This is a genomic window from Brevundimonas sp. (genome assembly GCF_030656255.1).
In the GTDB taxonomy this organism is placed as follows: domain Bacteria; phylum Pseudomonadota; class Alphaproteobacteria; order Caulobacterales; family Caulobacteraceae; genus Brevundimonas.
This window is the reverse complement of record NZ_JAUSOE010000133.1, coordinates 1-17,957: the sequence shown is the minus strand read 5'-3', so window position 1 is coordinate 17,957 and position 17,957 is coordinate 1. Positions and strand designations below refer to the sequence as shown.

Genomic DNA, 17,957 nt, shown 5'->3' with positions numbered 1-17,957 from the left:
ATCGGCCTGCGCGGCTACGGCCAGCGCGATCCGCTGAACGAGTACAAGACCGAGGCCTTCGCCCTGTTCGAAAGCCTGTTGTACGACCTGCGCCACAACGTCACTCGCTGGCTGATGACGGTCGAGTTCCGCTTCCAGGCCCCGCCGGAAATGCCCGAGTTCCAGGAAATCCACCTGAACCCCGGCACCGGCGAGAACGAGATGGCCAATCCGTCGGCCCAGAATCCAGAAGGAACCCTGATCGGCGACGACCGCTCCAAGCTTCCGGTCGAGGCCCTGCCGCCCGGTTGGGAAATGACCGGCCGTAACTCGCCCTGCCCCTGCGGCTCGGGCCGCAAGTTCAAACACTGCCACGGGGCGCTGGTCTAAGCGCCCCGAACGAAACAATGGGGCGCTGGTTTAAGCGCACCGACCCGATGTGACGCCAAAGCGGCTCCGGATTTCGATCCGGGGCCGTTTTGTTTAGGTCAGCAGCGCCTTCAGCACCCCGTCCAGCACCGGCCGCCCTCGTGGCGTGGCGACCAGCCGGCCATCGACAACCGTCAGGAAACCGTCAGCGATCAACGTCGCCACCGGCCCGGCGCCGACCGACAGTCCCAGATGCGCCAGCAGTCCGACCGGCGCGCCTTCAACGGTGCGCAGACCCAGCAGCAGCCGCTCTTCCGCCGCCCCGGCGGCGTCCAGCCGCTCCGTCTCCGTCCAGGGCGTCCCCGCCCCGACTCCGGCGACATAGTCTGCGATCCGGCGGTGGGCGACGGTGGCGGTGCGTGTCCCGTCCAGCGTCAGGCGCCCGTGGGCGCCCGGCCCCAGGCCCAGATAGTCCCCGCCGCGCCAGACGTGCAGATTATGGGCCGACCGCGCCGCCACGCCCCGGGCATGGTTGGACACTTCGTAGGCGTCGAAACCGGCGGCCTCCAGCACGGCCTGGGTGGTCTCGTACAGGACTGCGGCGGCGTCCTCGTCCGGCGGGATCAGGGTTCCGCGCGCCAGGGCTCGGCCGAAGGCGGTCGTCGGCTCCAGGGTCAACTGATAGGGCGAGACGTGTTCGAACCCCATGTCCAGGGCCGCGCCCAGCTCCGTCGCCCAGTCGGCCGGGGTCTGGTCCGGCCGGGCGTAGATCAGGTCGATGGACAGGCGCGAAAACGCCCGCCCGGCCAGATCGACCGCGCGCCGCGCCTCCGCCGCCGTATGATCCCGCCCCAGGAACCGCAGGGCGTCGTCGTCCAGGGCCTGCACCCCCATCGACAGCCGGTTGACCCCGGCCCCCGCTAGGGCGGCGAACCGGGCCGCCTCGGCGTCGGTCGGATTGGCCTCCAGAGAAATCTCGATCGGTCCCGACGGAGGGAACAGGTCGCGCGCCTGGGCGATGATCCGCGCCACCGCCTCGGGCGCCATCAGCGAGGGGGTGCCGCCGCCGAAGAAGATCGAAGCCAGCCGGCGCGGCCCCGTCAGGGCCCGCTGCGCCCGCATATCGGCCAGGATCGCCTCGACCAGTCCCGCCTGCTCCTCGACCCGCCCCCGGTCGCGCACGACGTTGAAGTCGCAATAGGGGCAGATGCGCGAACAATAGGGCCAGTGGACATAGAGGCCGACGTCCGAGCCGGGGTCCACCCAGGTCTCTGAGGGATCAGTCAATCAACGCGGCCCGCAGCTTGGCGAAGGCGCGTGTGCGGTGGCTGATGGCCTCCTTGGCCGCCGGCTCCATCTCGCCGAACGTCAGATCGCCGCCCTCGGGAATGAAGATGGGGTCATAGCCGAAGCCCCGGTCGCCACGCGGCGGGAAGGTCAGGACGCCGTGCACCTCGCCCTCCACCACCACGCAAGGCCCGTCCGGCCAGGCCACCGCCAGGGCCGAGGTGAACCAGGCGGCCCGGTCCGTCGCCCCGATCTCCTCCAGCCGGTCCTCGACCTTCTTCATCGCCACGGCGAAATCCTTGCCCGGCCCGGCCCAGCGCGCGGAAAATATGCCCGGCGCCCCGTCCAGGGCTGCAACCGACATCCCAGAATCGTCGGCCAGCGAGACTTCGCCCGACAAGTCGGCCGCATGGCGGGCCTTCAGCATGGCGTTGCCGGTGAAGGTGCTCTCCGTCTCGTCCGGCTCGGGCAGATTCAGCTGTCCGGCGGTGAGAAACTCGTAATCTTCACCCAGAAGGGCGGCGATTTCCGGAACCTTGCCCGGATTATGGGTGGCGGCGACGATCCGCATCCCCTTGAAAAGCTTGAGAGTCATCGACGATCACGGCCCTGAAACAGTCTATTGCCAAAGTTTAATATCGTTAAACGATATGTAACGTGCTTTTTAACAGCGCACAGCCTATCTATTGATCGTCAGGAACGGGGCCGCACCGTTCAGGACTTCCGGAAAAACCGGAACGATCATGCGGATAACAAACGAAACGGGTGATTATCACCCATACAGGAAAAACGGAGAACCCTGATGCATACGATGAACATGTCGCTCTGGCTCGACAAGGTCTGCGCCGCTTTCGTCAACACGGTCCTGATCGCCGCCCTGCCGACCGCCCTGGTCGCCATTCTGGTTCAAGCCTTCTGATCGCCCCCAAGTCTAGTCCCGTATCGATCATGAGAGCTTTGACGACCTTGACGAAGACCGCGATGTATAGAGCTGCGCGCGGGTTCGCCGGACCCCGTGCAGCCGTCGCGCCCATCCCTCCGGCCTGAGACCGACCATGCGCCTGCTCCCGCCGCGACATCCGCTTAAGCGAGGCGAGGCGCAAGAGTCGAAACGGCTGAGTTCGAAATGGCCCGCCCCTCGCTGGCTCGCCGCCCTGACCGCGCCGCTGAAGGCCCCGTTCCGCGCCCTGGGGCCGGGATCGGTCTCCAGCGTGCTGAAGGTGGCGCTGGACGTCGCCTATATCCTGCTCTGGCTGATCACCGGCCTGCTGCTGTTTCTGCTGGTCGCCGCCGTCTTCATTCCCCTGGATAATGTGAACATCACCGTCAGCGGTGATTCCGGCGGGCGTCAGCTGCCTTTGACCCGTCTGCTGCTGCTGTTCGGTCTGGGGGCGGCCACCGCCTATTTCGGCGGCTTCATGCTGATCCTGCGCAGTCTGCGTCGGATCTTTCGCACCCTGACCATGGGCGACCCCTTCCATCCCGACAATGTCCGCCGTCTGCGCCAGATCGGCCTGACCCTGGCGGTCGTCACCGGCGGCGTCTGGCTGGCCCAGGGTTTCGTCGCCGCGCGCCTGGCGCCCGGCGTCATGGACCCCCAGGGCCTGGGCGAACTGTTGACCCCCATCTTCTCCGTCCTGATCGTCTTCGTCCTGGCGGAGGTGTTCCGCGAGGGCGCGCGCCTGCGCCGCGAATCCGAACTGACGATCTGAGCCGTTTCCAGTAGGACTTCCCCATGGCCATCCGCGTCCAGCTTGATCGCGTCCTCGTCGAACGCCGCATGTCGCTGACCGAGCTCGCCGACCGGGTCGGGGTGACGGTGGCGAACCTGTCGATTCTGAAGACCGGCAAGGCGCGGGCCGTGCGGTTTTCGACCCTGGACGCCCTGTGCCGTGAACTGGACTGCCAGCCCGGCGACCTGCTGGTTCACGAACCCGGTCCCGGCGACGCCTTCGACGACGACGCCGATACATGAAGCGCAAGGGCCCCGGCCGGGACGAGAACGGGCTGACGCCCGAGGACCGTCGCATCTGGGGTCGGATCACCGGCTCGGTCGTGGCCCCCCGCAGCCGCAAGCCCGCCCGCGTCACACCGGGCGCCGAAGCCCCGGCCCATCTGGTCGTCGCCCCGCCGGAGCATCCGCGTCCCCTGCCCAAGACCTCGCCGCAACGCAGCCTGCCGACCGCCCCCCCGACTGCACGCCAGGCCGACGCCCAGCCTTCGACGGCGCGGCCGACGGCCTCACGCGTCCGCTCCGCCCCCGAGGATCTGGAACCGCGACGCAAACAGCGGCTGTCACGCGAGCGCGACCCGATCGAGGCCCGTATCGACCTGCACGGCTTCGGCCGGTTCGAGGCCGAGGATCAGCTGCGGGGCTTTCTGACTTCGTGCCAGGCGCGTGGGATGCGGGCGGTCCTGGTCATCACCGGCCAGGGACGGCTGGGCGGCGGCGTAATCCGCGCCTCGTTCGGAGAATGGATGCAGTCGCCGGGCCTGCGCAGCGTGGTGTCCGGCTTCACCGTGGCCCACCAGAGGCACGGCGGCAACGGCGCCTTCTACGTCACCCTGAAGCGTAAGGCCTGAACGCGGAACGCCGGGCATGAAAAAGGTCGGGACCGCGCGGCGGCCCCGACCTTTTCAGGCGCTTCGATTGGATTATTTGGCGGACAACGCGCCGGCCAGGATCACGTCGATCTGCTTGCCCATATGGTCGGACAGGGCTTGAGCGTCCCATTCGTCATAGGCGGCGCGGCGGTAGTTCGACAGGTAGGCGTCCCAGATCAACTCGACCAGCAGGCGGATCTCCGCGTCCTGGCGCAGTTCACCCTTGGCCACGGCTTCCTGGAGGATGCCGCCGATGGCCAGCAGCAGGTTCTTGGTCGCGGCGCGGGCGCGCATCTCGGCGGCCAGGGGCTGGAACCAGGACCGGGCGACGATGGCCTGGAACAGGGGCAGCTGGTCCAGCGAAGAGTGATAGCCGGCGCTGAGGGCGCCCAGCAGCCGCTGGCGAACGGGTTCGCCCTCGGGCGCGCCGGCCTCGACCACCTCGGCCAGGCGGGTCATGTCTTCGGTCAGGACGGCCTCGAACAGTTCGGCCTTGTCCTGGAAGTTGGCGAAGACCGCCCCGGTGGACATGCCGGCGCCCTTGGCGATGTCGCGGATCGTGGCCGGTTCATAGCCGCGCTCGGCGAACAGGGAGCGGGCGGCGTCCAGAACCTTCTGGCGAGTCCGGACCTTGGCGGCCTGACGGCGGTTCAGGCGGGGAGCGGCTTCGGTCGAGAGAACGGTATCGGTCATGAATTCAGGCTTTTACTCTACGCATTTCGGAAGCCCTGACGGCCCGAAGTTGACTGGGTCAGTCGCTTAGACCGCGAGGCGAGACGTTCTGTTGCTTCGCCCGCCAACCGCGCGATGATGAAGCAGGGCTTGCATCACGGAACCATGACGAAAATGGGTCGCAAAAGCCGATGACACGGTTAACAGCCCGATTTCTAAGCTTAACCGTTGTGGTTACCTGTCCCAATCTGAGGCATTCTCAACGCGCGGGTGGTTCTACTGCGTCCTCCGGCGGGTATTGCGGCCTGGAAGGTGCGTCGAAACTGATCACGCTTCTCATGGATCGAGGCCAGCACCAGACCCATGGGCACGCCCAGGTCGACCAGGGTGTTCTCCGCCAGCTGAAGACTGGCCTCGGTCGTCTCCGGCACGGCGTCGGTGACGCCCAGGGCGTACAGCCGCGCCGCATGCTGATCGTCGCGGGCGCGGGCGATCAGGATCAGGTCGTCGCGCAGGGCGCGGGCGGTCGTCACCACCTCGTCCACCTTGGTCGGCGCATCCATGGTCACGATCAGGGCGCGGGTGGACCGCACCCCGCAGTGAACCAGCATCTCGGCGCGGCCTGCGTCGCCGTAGAAGACGTCGAAGCCGTCGCGACGTCCGGCCGCCACGGCGGCGGCGTCGGTGTCCAGGGCGATGAAGGTCTGGTCATGCTCCTTGAGCAGTTCGCCGATCAGCCGCCCGACCCGGCCGAAGCCGACGATGATGACGGCGCCGTCGGCCTGTTCCGGCGGGGCCGCACCCTCGGGCGTGGTCGGCAGGGCCGGCGCCTTTTCGCGCGACAGCCTCTGCCCTAGCAGGGCCAGAAGGGGAATGGAGAAGATGCTCAGGGTCGCCGACAGGGCCACGGTGCTGGTCAGGGCCGGCGGGGCGACGCCCTCGACCATGCCGGTGGCGAAGACCACGAAGGCGAACTCGCCCGCCGGGGCCAGCACCAGGGCGGTCTCCAGCGCCGGACGCGCGCCCAGGCCCCACAGCCGCGCCAGGCCGAAGATGACCCCGGTCTTCACCACCGTGATGGCCAGGGCCAGGCCGAACAGCAGGACCGGATTGGCGGCGACCGCGCCCAGGTCCAGGCCCAGGCCGACCCCGACGAAGAAGACCCCCAGCAACAGGCCCTTGAACGGTTCGATGGAGACCTCGACCTCGCGTCGGAACTCGGTCTCGGCCAGCAGCACGCCGGCGACCAGGGCGCCGATGCTCATGGACAGGCCGCTGGCCTGGGCCGCCAGCCCGGCGACCACCACGACCAGCAGGCTGGCGGCGACGAACAGTTCGCCGCCCTGGGCCGACTTGCGCGCTTGGGCCACCGAGCGGAACATGGGTCGCAGCACCACCCGGCCCAGCAGGACCAGCAGGCCCAGGCCGATGGCGGCTGGAATCAGGGTGAACAGCGAGCGCCCCAGCACCGCCGGATCCAGCGACCCGCCCGCCTGGGCGACGGCGGCCATGACGCTGACGGTGATCAGGATGGGGGCGACGGACAGGTCCTGGGCCAACAGGATGGCGAAGGTCGACCGTCCGACCGTCCCCTTCAGCCGCCCGCTCTCGGCCAGGACCGGCATGACCACCGCCGTCGAGGACAGGGCCAGGCCCATGCCCAGCACCACGGCGCTGACCAGGGTCTGACCCAGCAGCACGAACAGGCCCGCCAGCACCAGGGTGCAGACCACCACCTGCATCAGCCCCAGGCCGAAGACCAGCCGCCGCATGGCGCGCAGCCGCTCCCACGACAGTTCCAACCCGATCATGAACAGCAGGAAGGCGACGCCCAGTTCCGACAGCTGGGCCAGCTGAACCGGATCGCTGATGGTGAAATAGGACAGCCAGGGGATGGTGTCCGAGAACCGCGCCAGGCCGCTGGGGCCCAGCACCACGCCGGCGGCCAGGAAGCCCAGCACCGGACTGATCTTCAGCCGATTGACCAGAGGCACGATCACCCCGGCCGCCGCCAGGAAGACCACCAGATCCTTGTAGTCTGCGCCGTGCCCCTGCATTCGCCCTCCGTATCCCCGGCATGTGAACCGGAACCGCCGCCCCTGGCGAGACGTCGCGACCGTTTCATGAACTTTTTTTAAGGCGACAGCCCCCGCCTCCGGTCTAGGGTCCGCTCCGACCCGCCCGTTTCGGGGGTGGAACCTAGGATACAGTGATGAAAAGACTGCTTATCGGCGCCGCCGTCGGCGCCCTTCTGTTGCCTGCCGCCGCCTTCGCCCAGGACGTCGATCACGACCACGCCTGTATCGACGAGACCTGCTCGATCGTCTCGCTGTTCTCGGGTGAAGAGACCGCCGCCGGCTGGCAGGGCGTGGACGCGCCCCGTTATGGAACCTGGGGTTTCGACCTGAACGGCCGCGACACCTCGGTTAAGCCGGGCGACGACTTCTTCCGCTACGCCAACGGCGCGGCCTTCGACAAGCTGGTCATCCCGTCGGACCGCACCAGCTACGGCTCCTTCGCCCTGCTGCGCGAACTGTCGGACAATCGGATGAAGGAACTGGTCACCGGCCTGGCCGCGCGCACCGACCTGACGCCCGGCTCGGACGAGGCCAAGGTGGCCGACGCCTATCGCTCCTACATCGACCAGGCGCGGATCGATCAGCTGGACGCCCAGCCGCTGCAACCCTATCTGGCCGCCATTCGCGCCGCCGACAGCCATGAGAAGATGGCCGTCTATATGGGCCAGACGGTCGGCCGTTTCGGCGGCTCCTTCTTCGGCACCGGCATCACCATCGATGCGAAACAACCGACCCGCTACGTCGTCTCGACCGGTCAGTCGGGCATCGGCCTGCCGAACCGCGACTATTATCTGGACGCCCGCTACGCCGATAAGAAGCACCTCTACACGACCTACGTGGGCCAAATCCTGGCCATGTCGGGTTGGGACAAGCCGTTCACCACGGCGGCCGAAATTGTGGAGCTCGAAACCAAGATCGCCGAGGCGCACTGGACCCCGGTCGAGAACCGCAACCGCGACAAGACCTATAACGAGGTCACCATCGCCAAACTGACCCAGGACGCGCCGGGCTTCGACTGGCAGGCCTATTATGATGCGGCCGAACTGGGCGGCGTGCCCCGCCTGATCGTGCGTCAGGACACGGCCATGCCCAAGATCGCGGCCATCTACGCCGAGACCCCGGTCGAACTGCTTCAGGCTTGGGAAGCCTTCCACACCGCCGACGATATGGCGCCCCTGCTGTCGCAACGCTTCTCGGACGCCCAATGGGCCTTCCGGGCGCGCGACCTGTCGGGCCAGCCCGAGCAGCGCACCCGCGAAAAGCGCGCCATCTCCTTCGCCGAAGGTTCGCTGGGCGAGGCCACGGGCCGGCTCTATGTCGCCCAGTATTTCCCGGCCGACTCCAAGGCCAAGATGGAAGACTTGGTCGCCAATCTACGCACCGCCCTGTCGCACCGGATCGATAATCTGACCTGGATGGGCGACGAGACCAAGGCGGCCGCGCAAGAGAAGCTGCGGAAATTCACCGTCAAGATCGGCTATCCGGACAAGTGGCGCGACTATTCCGGCCTTGAGATCCGCGCCGACGATCTGGTCGGCAACGCCGTGCGGCGCGGTCTGTTCGAATGGAACTACGACCTCGCGCGCCTGAACGAGCCGGTCGACAAGTCCGAGTGGGGCATGACGCCCCAGACGGTGAACGCCTATTACAACTCGGCCAATAACGAGATCGTCTTCCCGGCCGCTATCCTGCAGCCGCCCTTCTTCGATCCGAACGGCGATCCGGCGGTCAACTACGGCGGCATCGGCGGCGTCATCGGCCACGAGATCGGTCACGGCTTCGACGACCAGGGCTCCAAGTCCGACGGCGACGGCGTGCTGCGCAACTGGTGGACCCCGACCGACAAGGCCAATTTCGAGGCCCTGACCGCCCGCCTGGGCGCGCAATACGCCGCCTATGAGCCGATCGCCGGCTACACCATCAACCCCGGCCTGACGATGGGCGAGAACATCGGCGACGCCTCGGGCGTGGCCGTGGGTCTGGAAGCCTATCACCTGTCGCTGGCCGGCAAGCCCGCGCCGGTGCTGGACGGCACGACCGGCGACCAGCGCTTCTTCTACGGCTGGGCCCAGGTCTGGCAGTCGAAATATCGCGACGAAGCCCTGAAACAGCAGGTCGCCACCGACCCGCACTCGGCCGCCCAGTTCCGGGTCATCGGCCCGCTGCGCAACGTGGACGCCTGGTACGACGCCTTCGACGTCGAGCCGGGAACCAAATACTATCTGACGCCCGAGGAACGCGTCCGCATCTGGTAGGCGCGCCTGTTCGAAAACGGAAAAGGCCGGGGTTCGCTCCGGCCTTTTTCATGGCCGGACGCCTCGACAAACTATCCATATCGCCGCAGTCCGGCAGGGCTCCAGGCGCGAAAAAGCCCGCTGCGGGGGATACATCGCAGCGGGCTTTCGCGCTCTTTGAAGAGCGGACGTTTCCTCCCCGAAACGCCTTCGAGTGCTGCGCGCTTGAGCAACGCTTGCCCTCGAGTGAGTTCATTTGGCCTATCGGACCCTGCGACGTCAACGCACGGATCAAACAGAGTCGAACTTTCTTCGACTTATCATTGATAAGTCATATTTGACGCACAATTTTCTCGAAGCTTATTCGATAATGGTTCTGATCGCAGCGATCAGGCCGTCGCGAGGAATCTTCATCTGGCCCGGACGTTCGGCCTTCCAGGCGTCGTTGTCGGTGATGGCGGCGGCGGCGGCGCGGCCGGCGTCCAGGTCCTTGATGGTGACTTCGCCTGCTGCAATCTCGTCGCCGCCCAGGATGACGACGGCCGGAGAGCCGCGACGGTCGGCGTATTTCATCTGGGCCTTCATACCCGCGCGGCCCAGATAGAGTTCGGCCGCGATCCCGGCGGCGCGCAGTTCGGCGACGGCGGCCAGATAATGGGCCATGTCCTCGTCGGAGAAGACGATGACCACCACGGGGCCGCGCACGGCGTCCTCCGCGCTGCGACCGGCCGCCCGAAGTGCCGAGGCCAAGCGCGAGACGCCGAAGGAGAAGCCGGTCGCCGGCACGCTCTGGCCGGTGAAACGGGCGACCAGGTCGTCATACCGCCCGCCGCCGCCGATGGAGCCGAACCGGACCGGCCGGCCCTTGTCGTCAACGGTGTCCAGCAACAGTTCGGCCTCGAACACGGCGCCGGTGTAATATTCCAGCCCACGCACGATGGTGGGGTCGAACTTCACGGCCTCCTGGCCGACCCGCATGGCGGCCAGCGCCCGGTCGATGGCGGCCAGTTCGTTCAGCGCCGCCTCGCCCGCCGCGCCCAGGTCGCCCGAGCGGGCGACCGCGTCCAGGGTCTCGGCCCGCGACAGGCCCGGCGTATTGGCCGAGGCCAGGAAGGCCTCGATGGCGGCCGTCACCTTGGTCGGCAGGCTTGCGCCCTTGGTGTAGTCGCCGGACTCGTCCAGACGGCCTTCGCCCAGCAGCTGGACCACGCCCTCCCAGCCCAGCCGGTCGAACTTGTCGATGGCGCGCAGGGCGGTCAGTCGCTGGCCGGCCTCGGTCACGCCGCCGGCGTCGAACAGACCGTCGAACAGTTTGCGGTTCGAAACACGGATCTGGGCCTGGCCCGCGTCCAGCCCGGCGGCGCCCAGGCCCTCGCAGGCCATGGCGATGATTTCGGCGTCGGCCTCCGGCCTGTCGGAGCCGACGGTGTCGGCGTCGCACTGCCAGAACTCGCGGAACCGACCCGGGCCGGGCTTCTCGTTGCGCCAGACCGGGCCATAGGCGTAGCGCCGGAACGGCTTGGGCAGGGTCTCCCAGGTCTGGGCCGCGAACCGGGCCAGGGGCGCCGTGTGGTCGTAACGCAGGGCCATCCAGTCGCCCGGCTCGTCCGAACCCGCATCGTCCTGAAGGGCGAAGACGCCTTCATTGGGCCGGTCGGCGTCGGGCAGGAATTTGCCCAAGGCGTCGGCGTATTCGAACGCGGGCGTCTCCAGCGGTTCGAAGCCCCAACGCTCATAGACCTCGGACACACGCGCGACGATGCGGCGTTCGGCGGTCAGATCGCGACCACGCTTGTCGGCGAAGCCGCGCGGATTGCGGGCGAGGGGTCGAATGGGGGCGTCATCGGTCATGGCGCGCGCTTAAGCCAAGGGGGGGATGATCGCAACTTATGACCGGCGGCCCGGGCGGATTCGGCCCGCACGTATTGACGCATCCTCTTGTTCATTAAAAGAAAAATCCAGTCAGGCGGAACAAAGGCGAAACCTTGTCCGTTATGACGCCATGACTCCACACGCCGTCCTTGTCTCCAAGACCTGCACCACGTCCGACCGCCGGACCATAAGATGGTGGGAATGCGAACTGGTCGATGACGACGGCGCGCGCCGGATCCGCGAACAGGCCTTCTTTTCCATCGGGGAAGCCCGAACCTGGGCCTCGTCTCAGGGCTATCCGGTCGTGGAAGAGGCGTCTGCGTCGGACGATCGCTGATGTCTGCGCCGCCCTCGGAAATTCTGGCTCCCGGCGCCTTCGACGCACCGCGCATCCTGCTGGCGGGAACGGTCGATTATGCGATGTATGAGCGGTTCCGGGATCAGTTGGTCCGTGCGCCCACGTCCGGCCTAGTCGTGATCGAACTCTCCACCCTGGGCGGCGATCCGGAAGTCGCGCGGATGATGGGCGAGGATGTGCGGTTCCAGAGCGAGATCAACCCCGAGCGCCGCCTGGTGTTTCTGGGCAAGGCCGCCATCTATTCGGCCGGCGCCACCTTCATGAGCTTCTTCGCCATCCCGAACCGGTATCTGACCCGCGGAACGCGGGTGATGATCCACGAGCGCAAGATGGACAAGCATCTGCATGTCTCCGGGCCCCTGACGACCTGTATCGCTTCGGTCCGGGCCGTGCTGCATGAGTTGGAACACTCGATCGCGATCCAGAACGAGGGTTTCGAGAACCTGGTGCGCGGATCCTCCATCACCATGGAGGATGTCCTGAAACGGGCGCCCGAGAACTGGTACGTCGAGGCGCAGGACGCCAAGGCCTTCGGCCTCATCGCCGACGTGATCTGAGCCCGCCGCAGGCCGATCAGGCCTCCAGCGTCTCCACCGTCAGATTGCCGTTGGTGTAGACGCAGATCTCGGCGGCGATCTTCATCGCCTTGCGGGCGACCTGTTCGGCGTCGAGGTCGGTCTCCTCGATCAGGGCGCGCGCGGCCGACAGGGCGTAGTTGCCGCCCGAGCCGACGGCGGCGACTCCATGTTCGGGCTCCAGCACATCGCCGACGCCGGTGACGGTGAAGATCGACGACTTGTCCGCGACCAGAAGCATGGCCTCCAGCCGGCGCAGATAGCGGTCGGTGCGCCAGTCCTTGGCCAGATCGACGCAGGCCCGCGCCAGCTGGTCAGGATACTGCTCCAGCTTCGCTTCCAGCCGCTCGATCAGGGTGAAGGCGTCGGCCGTGGCGCCGGCGAAACCCGCCAGAACCTTGCCGCCCGCCAGGGTGCGCACCTTGCGCGCCGCGCCCTTGACGATGGTCGGCCCCATGGAGACCTGGCCGTCGCCTGCGATGACGGTGCGGCCGTTCTTGCGCACCGCCAGAATGGTGGTGCCGTGCCAGTCGGGAAAATTCGATTGAGTCATGATCCGCAGATGGCGCGACAGCCGCCGCCGATCAAGAGCGTGCGACGCTGGATAACGGCGTCATATTTAGACCCTAGTTACCGCTATAACGCGCCATCCTTAACCGCGAAATCCGATATGGGAGATAGAGAATTGCTCTATCGCGTGCTTCTAGTGAGTGAAACGGTCAGCGCGATTGAACAATCTCCGCTGATGCTGGCTGACATTCTCGGTGCGTCCGAACGCAACAATCGTCGGGACATGATCGGCAGCGCCATGATGTTTCATGAAGGCCGGGCGGCCATGATGCTGGAGGGCATGCGCGCCGACGTCGACCGGTTGATCGCACGCCTTCTTTCAGACCGTCGGCACCGGAATCTCAAGGTCGTCGAGGATCGCCCCATCGTTCACCGTCGCGTGGCCGAGCCGGTTCAGCTCAACGCCTTGTCGACGCATCAGGCGGGCGAGTATCTGGGCGGCCGTCGGCTGGACCAGCTCGCCGCCTCGGTGCTGGAGCGATTGTTGTCCTGCGACAGATTGCGTGTCTCGACGTGTGCGGTCTGACGCCTTTCCTGCGTGTTTCGTTAACTCTATGGCTTTATTCGGCCTTTACGGCCGTAAATTTGTAAAAGCGTATGAGTAATCAATGAGTTTGTTCCGTATTGTCTATGTCAGCGACGCCGTGGGCGACGCCGGCGTGGGCCTGCTGCCCCTGATCGACATCATCGGCGCTTCGGACCGGAACAATCGCCGGGATCATGTGACCGGGGTGCTGATGCGCCATGACGGCCGGTTCTTTCAAGCCGTCGAGGGCGCACGGGTCGATCTGGACCGGCTGATGGGTCGTCTGCGCGCCGACCGTCGCCACACCAACATCCGCATCCTCGCCGACCGGGTGATCGATCAGCGCCTGTTCCCTGGCTGGGCCATGGCCCAGACGGACGCGGCGCCGGGTCTGGAGCGCCTGTTGGCCGAGGGGCTGGACCATCCGAGCGTGAGCACGAGCGCCGAAAGGATCGTGTCGGAGACGAGCCTGAGCCTGGCCGCCGCTTCCTGAACCCTCGCGCCGGAGCCTGCCCCTCGCTAGAGAAGGCGGCATGGTTTTCTCTGAAGACGAAGTCGAACGCTACGCCCGCCACCTGGTCCTGTCCGAGATCGGGGGACCGGGCCAGCAGGCGCTGAAGCGCGCGCGGGTGCTGATCGTCGGGGCCGGGGGGGTCGGTGCGCCGGCGGCCCTGTATCTGGCGGCGGCGGGCGTGGGGACGCTGGGCCTGATCGACGACGATGTGGTGGGCCTGTCGAATCTGCAGCGCCAGATCGCCTTTTCCACGCCCGAGGTGGGGCGGTCCAAGGTCGAGGCCGCCGCCGAACGCCTAGGCGGCCTGAACCCGTATGTGACGATCCAGACCTTCGCCGAGCGGCTGACGCCGGACAACGCCGCCGAACGGATCAGCGGTTTCGACATCGTGCTGGACGGGACCGATGATTTCGCGACCCGTCGCCTGGTCAACGCGGCTTGCGTGGCCGCCGCCAAGCCCTTGGTGTCCGGCGCCCTGGGCCGATGGAGCGGTCAGGTCGGGGTGTTCGCCGGCCGACCCTGTTATCAATGCCTGGTGCCCGAGATTCCGCCGGACGCCGAGACCTGCGCCCGTGTCGGGGTGGTGGGCGCCCTGGCCGGAGTGGTCGGGTCGATGGCGGCGCTGGAAACCATCAAATTGATCGTCGGGGCGGGCGAGAGCCTGACCGGTCGGCTGCTGATCTATGACGGTCTGGCGGGGACGGCCCGCACCGTTCGAATCGCCGCCGACCCGGACTGCCCGATCTGCGGCGACTGAAGAGGTTCAGGCCGCTGTGGCGAAACGGACGTCGTCCAGGGCGAGGTCCGACAGGGGCTCGGCGAAGCCCAGGGCGGGATTGCTGAGCACCGTCACCAGCCGTTCGCCGCAATATAGATACAGGGTCTCGAATCCGAGCCAGGTTCGGGCGATCTCCGCCAGGGCCAGATCGGCCACCCGATCGTCGGCGGCATCGAGAACGCAGATGTCACGCACCGGGACGCCCGGCAGGTTGACGATGCAATAGTAGGAGTCCAACGCACGTTTCCTCATACAGGCCGCCGGAAACGATCCTCTGTCCCGGCGGTTCCGCCCCATGCCCGTTGATTCCGACAGGCGTATGAAAGGTCATCGAATGGCGCGTCGCCCCGCCTCGCCCAAGCGTTTGAACGCCGCCAGTCTAGCGTCCCTGGGCGCGGATCGGCTGGGCGAGCTGTTGATGCAGGCGGCGGACGGGGACGCCCTGCTGAAGCGGCGGCTGCGGCTGGTGCTGGCGGCCGAGGCGGGGATCGAGCCCCTGACGGCGGAGCTGGACAAGCGGCTGACGGCCCTGGCGGTCGGACGGGTGCGGGTGTCGTGGCGCAAACGGCCGGACCTGCTGCGCGATCTCGACATGCTGCGTCGGGCGGTGGTCGAGGACCTGGCCCCGGTCGCGCCGGTCGCGGCCCTGGACCGGATGATCGACTGGTTCGACCTGTTTCGCGGCCTGACGCTGCGGGTCAAGGATCCGCGCGGCGACATGACCGCCGCCTTCGAGGCCGCCGCCCCGGACCTGTGGACCGCCGCTCAAGCCGCGCTGAGCGATGAGGCCGCCATAGACCGCCTCGCCGCCGCCATCGAACGCCACCCGCTGGATTACGCCCGCTGGATCGGCGCGGCGGGCGAGGCCCTGACGCCGGAGCTGGCGCGCGCCCTGCTGAACCGATTGGACATCGCGTCCGGCGCGCGGGGGCTGCGAACGGCGATCCGACGGCTGGCGGACCGGGCCGAGGATCTGGACCTGTGGCTGTCGCTGGCGACGCCGGACGAAAAGGGCGCGCCGGATTTCGCGGCGGCGGCGGCGCGGCGGTTGCTGGCGGCGGGCCGGGTGGTCGAGGCGCGCCAGGCGCTGGAGGCGGCGCTGAAGCCCACAGCGGCGAACCGGCGCTTCACCTTCGGCCGGTCGCCCAGCGCCGGGCCGCCGACCCTGACCCCCGCCTGGGAGGCGGCCAGCATCGACCTGCTCGACGCCGAGGGGCGCAAGGCCGAGGCCCAGGACCTGCGTTGGGCCATGTTCGAACGCGACCTTTCTGCGCCGGCCCTGAGAACCTATCTGTCCCGCCTGCCGGACTTCGACGACGTCGAGGCCCTGGACCGAGCCCTGGCCCACGCCGCCGCCTATGCCGATTTCGAGACCGCTCTGGGCTTCCTGATGGACTGGCCCGCCCACCGCGAGGCCGCCGCCCTGGTCGAGCGCCGCATCGGCGAAGTCCGGTCGCATCTGCCCCTGAGGTCCGACTGGGCCGCGCGGCTGGCGCAGAAATACCCGGAGGCGGCCGAGCGGCTGCTGGACGCGGGCTAAAGCATGGCTGGAATGACCCGGTCCGGCGGGCGGTGGCCGTTCTGGTAGGTCATGACATTGGCGATGACCCGGTCGCCCATGTCCTGGCGCGCCTCCAGCGTCGCCGAGCCGAGATGCGGCAGAAGCACGACATTGGGCTGGCCGAGCAGGCCGGGGTGAATGGCCGGCTCGTTCTCGAACACGTCCAGGCCGACGCCGGACAGGGACCGGGTCGCCACGGCCTGAGACAGGGCCGCTTCGTCGATCAGATCGCCGCGCGCCGTGTTGATCAGGATGGCGTGGGGCTGAAGTTTCGCCAGCCGTTCCGCCGACAGCAGGTGATGGGTGTCCTTGGTCGCCGGACAGTTCAGCGAGACCACGTCCATCCGCGCCAGCATCTGGTCCAGATCGTCCCAATAGGTCGCGCCCAGTTCTTCCTCGATCAGGGCCGAGACGGGTTTCCTGTTATGATAATGGACCTGCAGCCCGAAGGCCTTGGCGCGGCGGGCCAGGGCCTGGCCGATCCGGCCCATGCCGACGATGCCCAGCCGCTTGCCCCACAGCTTGCGGCCGCACATCCAGGTCGGGGTCCAGCCCTCGAACCGCCCTTCGGCCACCACCTGGGCGCCCTCGACGATGCGGCGGCTGACGGCCAGGATCAGGCTCATGGCCAGGTCGGCCGTGTCCTCGGTCAGGACGCCGGGGGTGTTGGTGACGATGATGCCGCGCGCCACGGCCGCGTCGATATCGATATGGTCCACCCCGGCGCCGAAGTTGGCGATCATCTTCAGCTGCTCGCCGGCGCCATTGATCAGGTCTGCGTCGATGACGTCGGTGATGGTGGGGACCAGGACCTCGGCCCGCTGAACCGCAGCCTCAAGCGCCGCCCGGTCCATCGGCTGGTCCTTCAGGTTCAGCTCGGCGTCGAAAAGCTCGCGCATCCGCGTTTCGACCGCGTCGGGCAGGCGTCTGGTTAATACGACCTTAAGCTTGCGGACGGACATTGCGGGCCTTGGTTAGCGGGCGGCGATTTCAGGATCGAAAGCCCGCGCGACGGGTCGTTCCATCCAGTGTCTAGCAAAGCCGCCGCCATCTTCCAAAGCCTGCGACGCCGCAGCGCCCTCGCCCTGGCCATTCTGGGCGTGGGCCTCATGGCCGGCGCGGGCGCGACCATGCCCGACGGCCGCCCCACGCCGACGGGGCTGGAGGTGCCGCGCTGGATCTCGCTGAAGTCGTCGCACGTCCGCGCGCGCCAGGGACCGGGGCTGGACTATCCGATCCTGTGGGAATACCGCGCCGCCGGCCTGCCGGTGCAGGTGATCGCCGAGACGACCGAATGGCGCAAGATCTGCGATCCGGACGGGGCCGTGGCCTGGATTCACCGCACGGTGTCGTCGGGCCGCCGGTCCGTCTTCAACACCTCGCCCGAAGAAGTGATGATCCACGCCGGCAAGTCCCAGGCCTCGGCCGTGCGGGCGCGCCTGTCGCCCCGCTCGCTGGTGACGCTGGACGAATGCGAGGACGGCTGGTGTCAGGTGCGGGCGCGCCGCCTGCGCGGCTGGGTCCAGGAACGGGCGGTGTTCGGCACTCAGCAGAGGGCCTTGTGCAACGCCAACCGCCCCGCCGGCACCGGTCGGGACTGACCACACTAACCCTTGGTGTTGAGCGAAGTCGCGCGGTCGTGTAACCCGCCAGCAACAGCAGACGTAACGGAACCGCCTTGACCCAGTCCCAATATCCCTCGTCCTTCGATCACGAGGCCCTGCTCGCCTCCGGGCGCGGCGAACTGTTCGGTCCCGGCAATGCGCAACTGCCCGCCCCGCCGATGCTGATGTTCGACCGGATCACCCAGATCAACGACGATGGCGGCGCACACGGCAAGGGCTACGTTGAGGCTGAGCTGGATATCCATCCCGACCTCTGGTTCTTCCAGTGTCATTTCATCGGCGATCCCGTCATGCCGGGCTGTCTGGGCCTGGACGCCATGTGGCAGCTGGTCGGATTTTACCTCGCCTGGATCGG

At 67.5% G+C, this 17,957-nt stretch carries 21 protein-coding genes; 13 read left to right on the top strand and 8 right to left on the bottom strand.

Translation table 11 applies throughout. The features are described from left to right. On the top strand, positions 1 to 369 hold a 369-nt coding region (locus Q7J26_RS13395), incomplete at its 5' end, for an SEC-C metal-binding domain-containing protein (RefSeq protein ID WP_304936903.1). A 93-nt stretch (positions 370 to 462) separates the two neighbouring features. Here Q7J26_RS13395 and hemW read toward each other — a convergent pair. Together hemW and rdgB are read right to left on the bottom strand one after the other, a co-directional pair. Further along, complete coding sequence (hemW, locus tag Q7J26_RS13390) at positions 463 to 1,635, bottom strand: radical SAM family heme chaperone HemW (protein ID WP_304936902.1); 1,173 nt, start codon at positions 1,633 to 1,635, stop codon at positions 463 to 465. Further along, positions 1,628 to 2,230 carry an RdgB/HAM1 family non-canonical purine NTP pyrophosphatase gene (gene rdgB / locus Q7J26_RS13385; protein WP_304936901.1) on the bottom strand — a complete coding sequence of 201 codons (603 nt, stop codon included), beginning with the start codon at positions 2,228 to 2,230 and terminating at the stop codon, positions 1,628 to 1,630. Before rdgB ends, hemW begins: the two co-directional genes overlap by 8 nt. Positions 2,231 to 2,690: 460 nt before the next feature. Between rdgB and Q7J26_RS13380 the strand changes: the two genes are divergently transcribed. Genes Q7J26_RS13380 through Q7J26_RS13370 form a run of 3 tightly spaced genes read left to right on the top strand, consistent with a single transcriptional unit; the run spans position 2,691 to position 4,218 of the window. Next, positions 2,691 to 3,347: a DUF2975 domain-containing protein gene (locus Q7J26_RS13380; protein ID WP_304936900.1), complete on the top strand. Its 657-nt coding sequence runs from the start codon at positions 2,691 to 2,693 to the stop codon at positions 3,345 to 3,347. A 23-nt stretch (positions 3,348 to 3,370) separates the two neighbouring features. Then, positions 3,371 to 3,610: a helix-turn-helix transcriptional regulator gene (locus tag Q7J26_RS13375; protein ID WP_287927541.1), complete on the top strand. Its 240-nt coding sequence runs from the start codon at positions 3,371 to 3,373 to the stop codon at positions 3,608 to 3,610. Further along, positions 3,607 to 4,218, top strand: coding sequence for a Smr/MutS family protein (locus Q7J26_RS13370; RefSeq protein ID WP_304936899.1), 612 nt, complete (start codon positions 3,607 to 3,609; stop codon positions 4,216 to 4,218). The genes Q7J26_RS13375 and Q7J26_RS13370 overlap by 4 nt, the downstream gene beginning before the upstream one ends. Positions 4,219 to 4,290: 72 nt before the next feature. On the opposite strand, the gene Q7J26_RS13365 is transcribed toward Q7J26_RS13370, so the two are convergent. Together Q7J26_RS13365 and Q7J26_RS13360 are read right to left on the bottom strand one after the other, a co-directional pair. Then, entirely contained in the window at positions 4,291 to 4,932 is a 642-nt protein-coding gene (locus Q7J26_RS13365; RefSeq protein WP_304936898.1) for a TetR/AcrR family transcriptional regulator, read from the bottom strand. A gap of 200 nt (positions 4,933 to 5,132) precedes the next feature. Next, entirely contained in the window at positions 5,133 to 6,968 is a 1,836-nt protein-coding gene (locus Q7J26_RS13360; protein WP_304936897.1) for a cation:proton antiporter, read from the bottom strand. Between the two features lie 155 nt (positions 6,969 to 7,123). On the opposite strand from Q7J26_RS13360, the gene Q7J26_RS13355 reads away from it, so the two are divergent. After that, positions 7,124 to 9,244 carry a M13 family metallopeptidase gene (locus tag Q7J26_RS13355; protein WP_304936896.1) on the top strand — a complete coding sequence of 707 codons (2,121 nt, stop codon included), beginning with the start codon at positions 7,124 to 7,126 and terminating at the stop codon, positions 9,242 to 9,244. 339 nt (positions 9,245 to 9,583) lie between these two features. Here Q7J26_RS13355 and hisS read toward each other — a convergent pair whose 3' ends face one another. Continuing rightward, positions 9,584 to 11,074: a histidine--tRNA ligase gene (gene hisS, locus Q7J26_RS13350; RefSeq protein WP_304936895.1), complete on the bottom strand. Its 1,491-nt coding sequence runs from the start codon at positions 11,072 to 11,074 to the stop codon at positions 9,584 to 9,586. A gap of 151 nt (positions 11,075 to 11,225) precedes the next feature. Here hisS and Q7J26_RS13345 point away from each other — a divergent pair, with 151 nt between their 5' ends. Together Q7J26_RS13345 and Q7J26_RS13340 are read left to right on the top strand one after the other, a co-directional pair. Beyond that, positions 11,226 to 11,432 (top strand): hypothetical protein, encoded by a 207-nt coding sequence (locus Q7J26_RS13345; RefSeq protein WP_304936894.1) that lies wholly within the window; start codon positions 11,226 to 11,228, stop codon positions 11,430 to 11,432. Continuing rightward, positions 11,432 to 12,010 (top strand): ATP-dependent Clp protease proteolytic subunit, encoded by a 579-nt coding sequence (locus Q7J26_RS13340; RefSeq protein WP_304936893.1) that lies wholly within the window; start codon positions 11,432 to 11,434, stop codon positions 12,008 to 12,010. The genes Q7J26_RS13345 and Q7J26_RS13340 overlap by 1 nt, the downstream gene beginning before the upstream one ends. A 16-nt stretch (positions 12,011 to 12,026) precedes the next feature. Here Q7J26_RS13340 and hslV read toward each other — a convergent pair whose 3' ends face one another. Then, positions 12,027 to 12,581, bottom strand: a complete 555-nt coding sequence (hslV, locus tag Q7J26_RS13335) for an ATP-dependent protease subunit HslV (RefSeq protein WP_183197238.1) — start codon at positions 12,579 to 12,581, stop codon at positions 12,027 to 12,029. Between the two features lie 132 nt (positions 12,582 to 12,713). Between hslV and Q7J26_RS13330 the strand changes: the two genes are divergently transcribed. The 3 genes from Q7J26_RS13330 (at position 12,714) to Q7J26_RS13320 (ending at position 14,395) form a co-directional block, all read left to right on the top strand. Continuing rightward, a complete protein-coding gene (locus Q7J26_RS13330; protein ID WP_304936892.1) occupies positions 12,714 to 13,124 on the top strand; it encodes a BLUF domain-containing protein in 411 nt (136 codons plus the stop codon). Positions 13,125 to 13,206: 82 nt separating this feature from the next. Beyond that, positions 13,207 to 13,617: a BLUF domain-containing protein gene (locus tag Q7J26_RS13325; RefSeq protein ID WP_304936891.1), complete on the top strand. Its 411-nt coding sequence runs from the start codon at positions 13,207 to 13,209 to the stop codon at positions 13,615 to 13,617. Positions 13,618 to 13,657: 40 nt separating this feature from the next. Continuing rightward, positions 13,658 to 14,395: a molybdopterin-synthase adenylyltransferase MoeB gene (locus tag Q7J26_RS13320; protein WP_304936890.1), complete on the top strand. Its 738-nt coding sequence runs from the start codon at positions 13,658 to 13,660 to the stop codon at positions 14,393 to 14,395. A gap of 6 nt (positions 14,396 to 14,401) precedes the next feature. Here the strand turns inward: Q7J26_RS13320 and Q7J26_RS13315 are convergent, their stop codons facing one another. Next, positions 14,402 to 14,653 carry a hypothetical protein gene (locus tag Q7J26_RS13315; protein WP_304936889.1) on the bottom strand — a complete coding sequence of 84 codons (252 nt, stop codon included), beginning with the start codon at positions 14,651 to 14,653 and terminating at the stop codon, positions 14,402 to 14,404. 97 nt (positions 14,654 to 14,750) lie between these two features. Between Q7J26_RS13315 and Q7J26_RS13310 the strand changes: the two genes are divergently transcribed. Continuing rightward, positions 14,751 to 15,956, top strand: a complete 1,206-nt coding sequence (locus Q7J26_RS13310; protein ID WP_304936888.1) for a DUF6880 family protein — start codon at positions 14,751 to 14,753, stop codon at positions 15,954 to 15,956. Here the strand turns inward: Q7J26_RS13310 and Q7J26_RS13305 are convergent. Next, positions 15,953 to 16,939, bottom strand: a complete 987-nt coding sequence (locus Q7J26_RS13305) for a D-glycerate dehydrogenase (RefSeq protein WP_304936887.1) — start codon at positions 16,937 to 16,939, stop codon at positions 15,953 to 15,955. The genes Q7J26_RS13310 and Q7J26_RS13305 overlap by 4 nt on opposite strands. A gap of 66 nt (positions 16,940 to 17,005) precedes the next feature. On the opposite strand from Q7J26_RS13305, the gene Q7J26_RS13300 reads away from it, so the two are divergent. Further along, positions 17,006 to 17,578: an SH3 domain-containing protein gene (locus Q7J26_RS13300; protein WP_304936886.1), complete on the top strand. Its 573-nt coding sequence runs from the start codon at positions 17,006 to 17,008 to the stop codon at positions 17,576 to 17,578. Between the two features lie 77 nt (positions 17,579 to 17,655). After that, the coding region (gene fabA / locus Q7J26_RS13295) for a bifunctional 3-hydroxydecanoyl-ACP dehydratase/trans-2-decenoyl-ACP isomerase (RefSeq protein WP_304936885.1) at positions 17,656 to 17,957 on the top strand (302 nt) is incomplete at its 3' end.

Coding starts and splice junctions, on each gene's coding strand:
- rdgB (WP_304936901.1), bottom strand. CDS start 2,230: ATGACTCTCAAGCTTTTCAAGGGGATGCGGATCGTCGCCGCCACCCAT.
- Q7J26_RS13380 (WP_304936900.1), top strand. CDS start 2,691: ATGCGCCTGCTCCCGCCGCGACATCCGCTTAAGCGAGGCGAGGCGCAA.
- Q7J26_RS13375 (WP_287927541.1), top strand. CDS start 3,371: ATGGCCATCCGCGTCCAGCTTGATCGCGTCCTCGTCGAACGCCGCATG.
- Q7J26_RS13370 (WP_304936899.1), top strand. CDS start 3,607: ATGAAGCGCAAGGGCCCCGGCCGGGACGAGAACGGGCTGACGCCCGAG.
- Q7J26_RS13365 (WP_304936898.1), bottom strand. CDS start 4,932: ATGACCGATACCGTTCTCTCGACCGAAGCCGCTCCCCGCCTGAACCGC.
- Q7J26_RS13360 (WP_304936897.1), bottom strand. CDS start 6,968: ATGCAGGGGCACGGCGCAGACTACAAGGATCTGGTGGTCTTCCTGGCG.
- Q7J26_RS13355 (WP_304936896.1), top strand. CDS start 7,124: ATGAAAAGACTGCTTATCGGCGCCGCCGTCGGCGCCCTTCTGTTGCCT.
- hisS (WP_304936895.1), bottom strand. CDS start 11,074: ATGACCGATGACGCCCCCATTCGACCCCTCGCCCGCAATCCGCGCGGC.
- Q7J26_RS13345 (WP_304936894.1), top strand. CDS start 11,226: ATGACTCCACACGCCGTCCTTGTCTCCAAGACCTGCACCACGTCCGAC.
- Q7J26_RS13340 (WP_304936893.1), top strand. CDS start 11,432: ATGTCTGCGCCGCCCTCGGAAATTCTGGCTCCCGGCGCCTTCGACGCA.
- hslV (WP_183197238.1), bottom strand. CDS start 12,581: ATGACTCAATCGAATTTTCCCGACTGGCACGGCACCACCATTCTGGCG.
- Q7J26_RS13325 (WP_304936891.1), top strand. CDS start 13,207: ATGAGTTTGTTCCGTATTGTCTATGTCAGCGACGCCGTGGGCGACGCC.
- Q7J26_RS13320 (WP_304936890.1), top strand. CDS start 13,658: ATGGTTTTCTCTGAAGACGAAGTCGAACGCTACGCCCGCCACCTGGTC.
- Q7J26_RS13310 (WP_304936888.1), top strand. CDS start 14,751: ATGGCGCGTCGCCCCGCCTCGCCCAAGCGTTTGAACGCCGCCAGTCTA.
- Q7J26_RS13305 (WP_304936887.1), bottom strand. CDS start 16,939: ATGTCCGTCCGCAAGCTTAAGGTCGTATTAACCAGACGCCTGCCCGAC.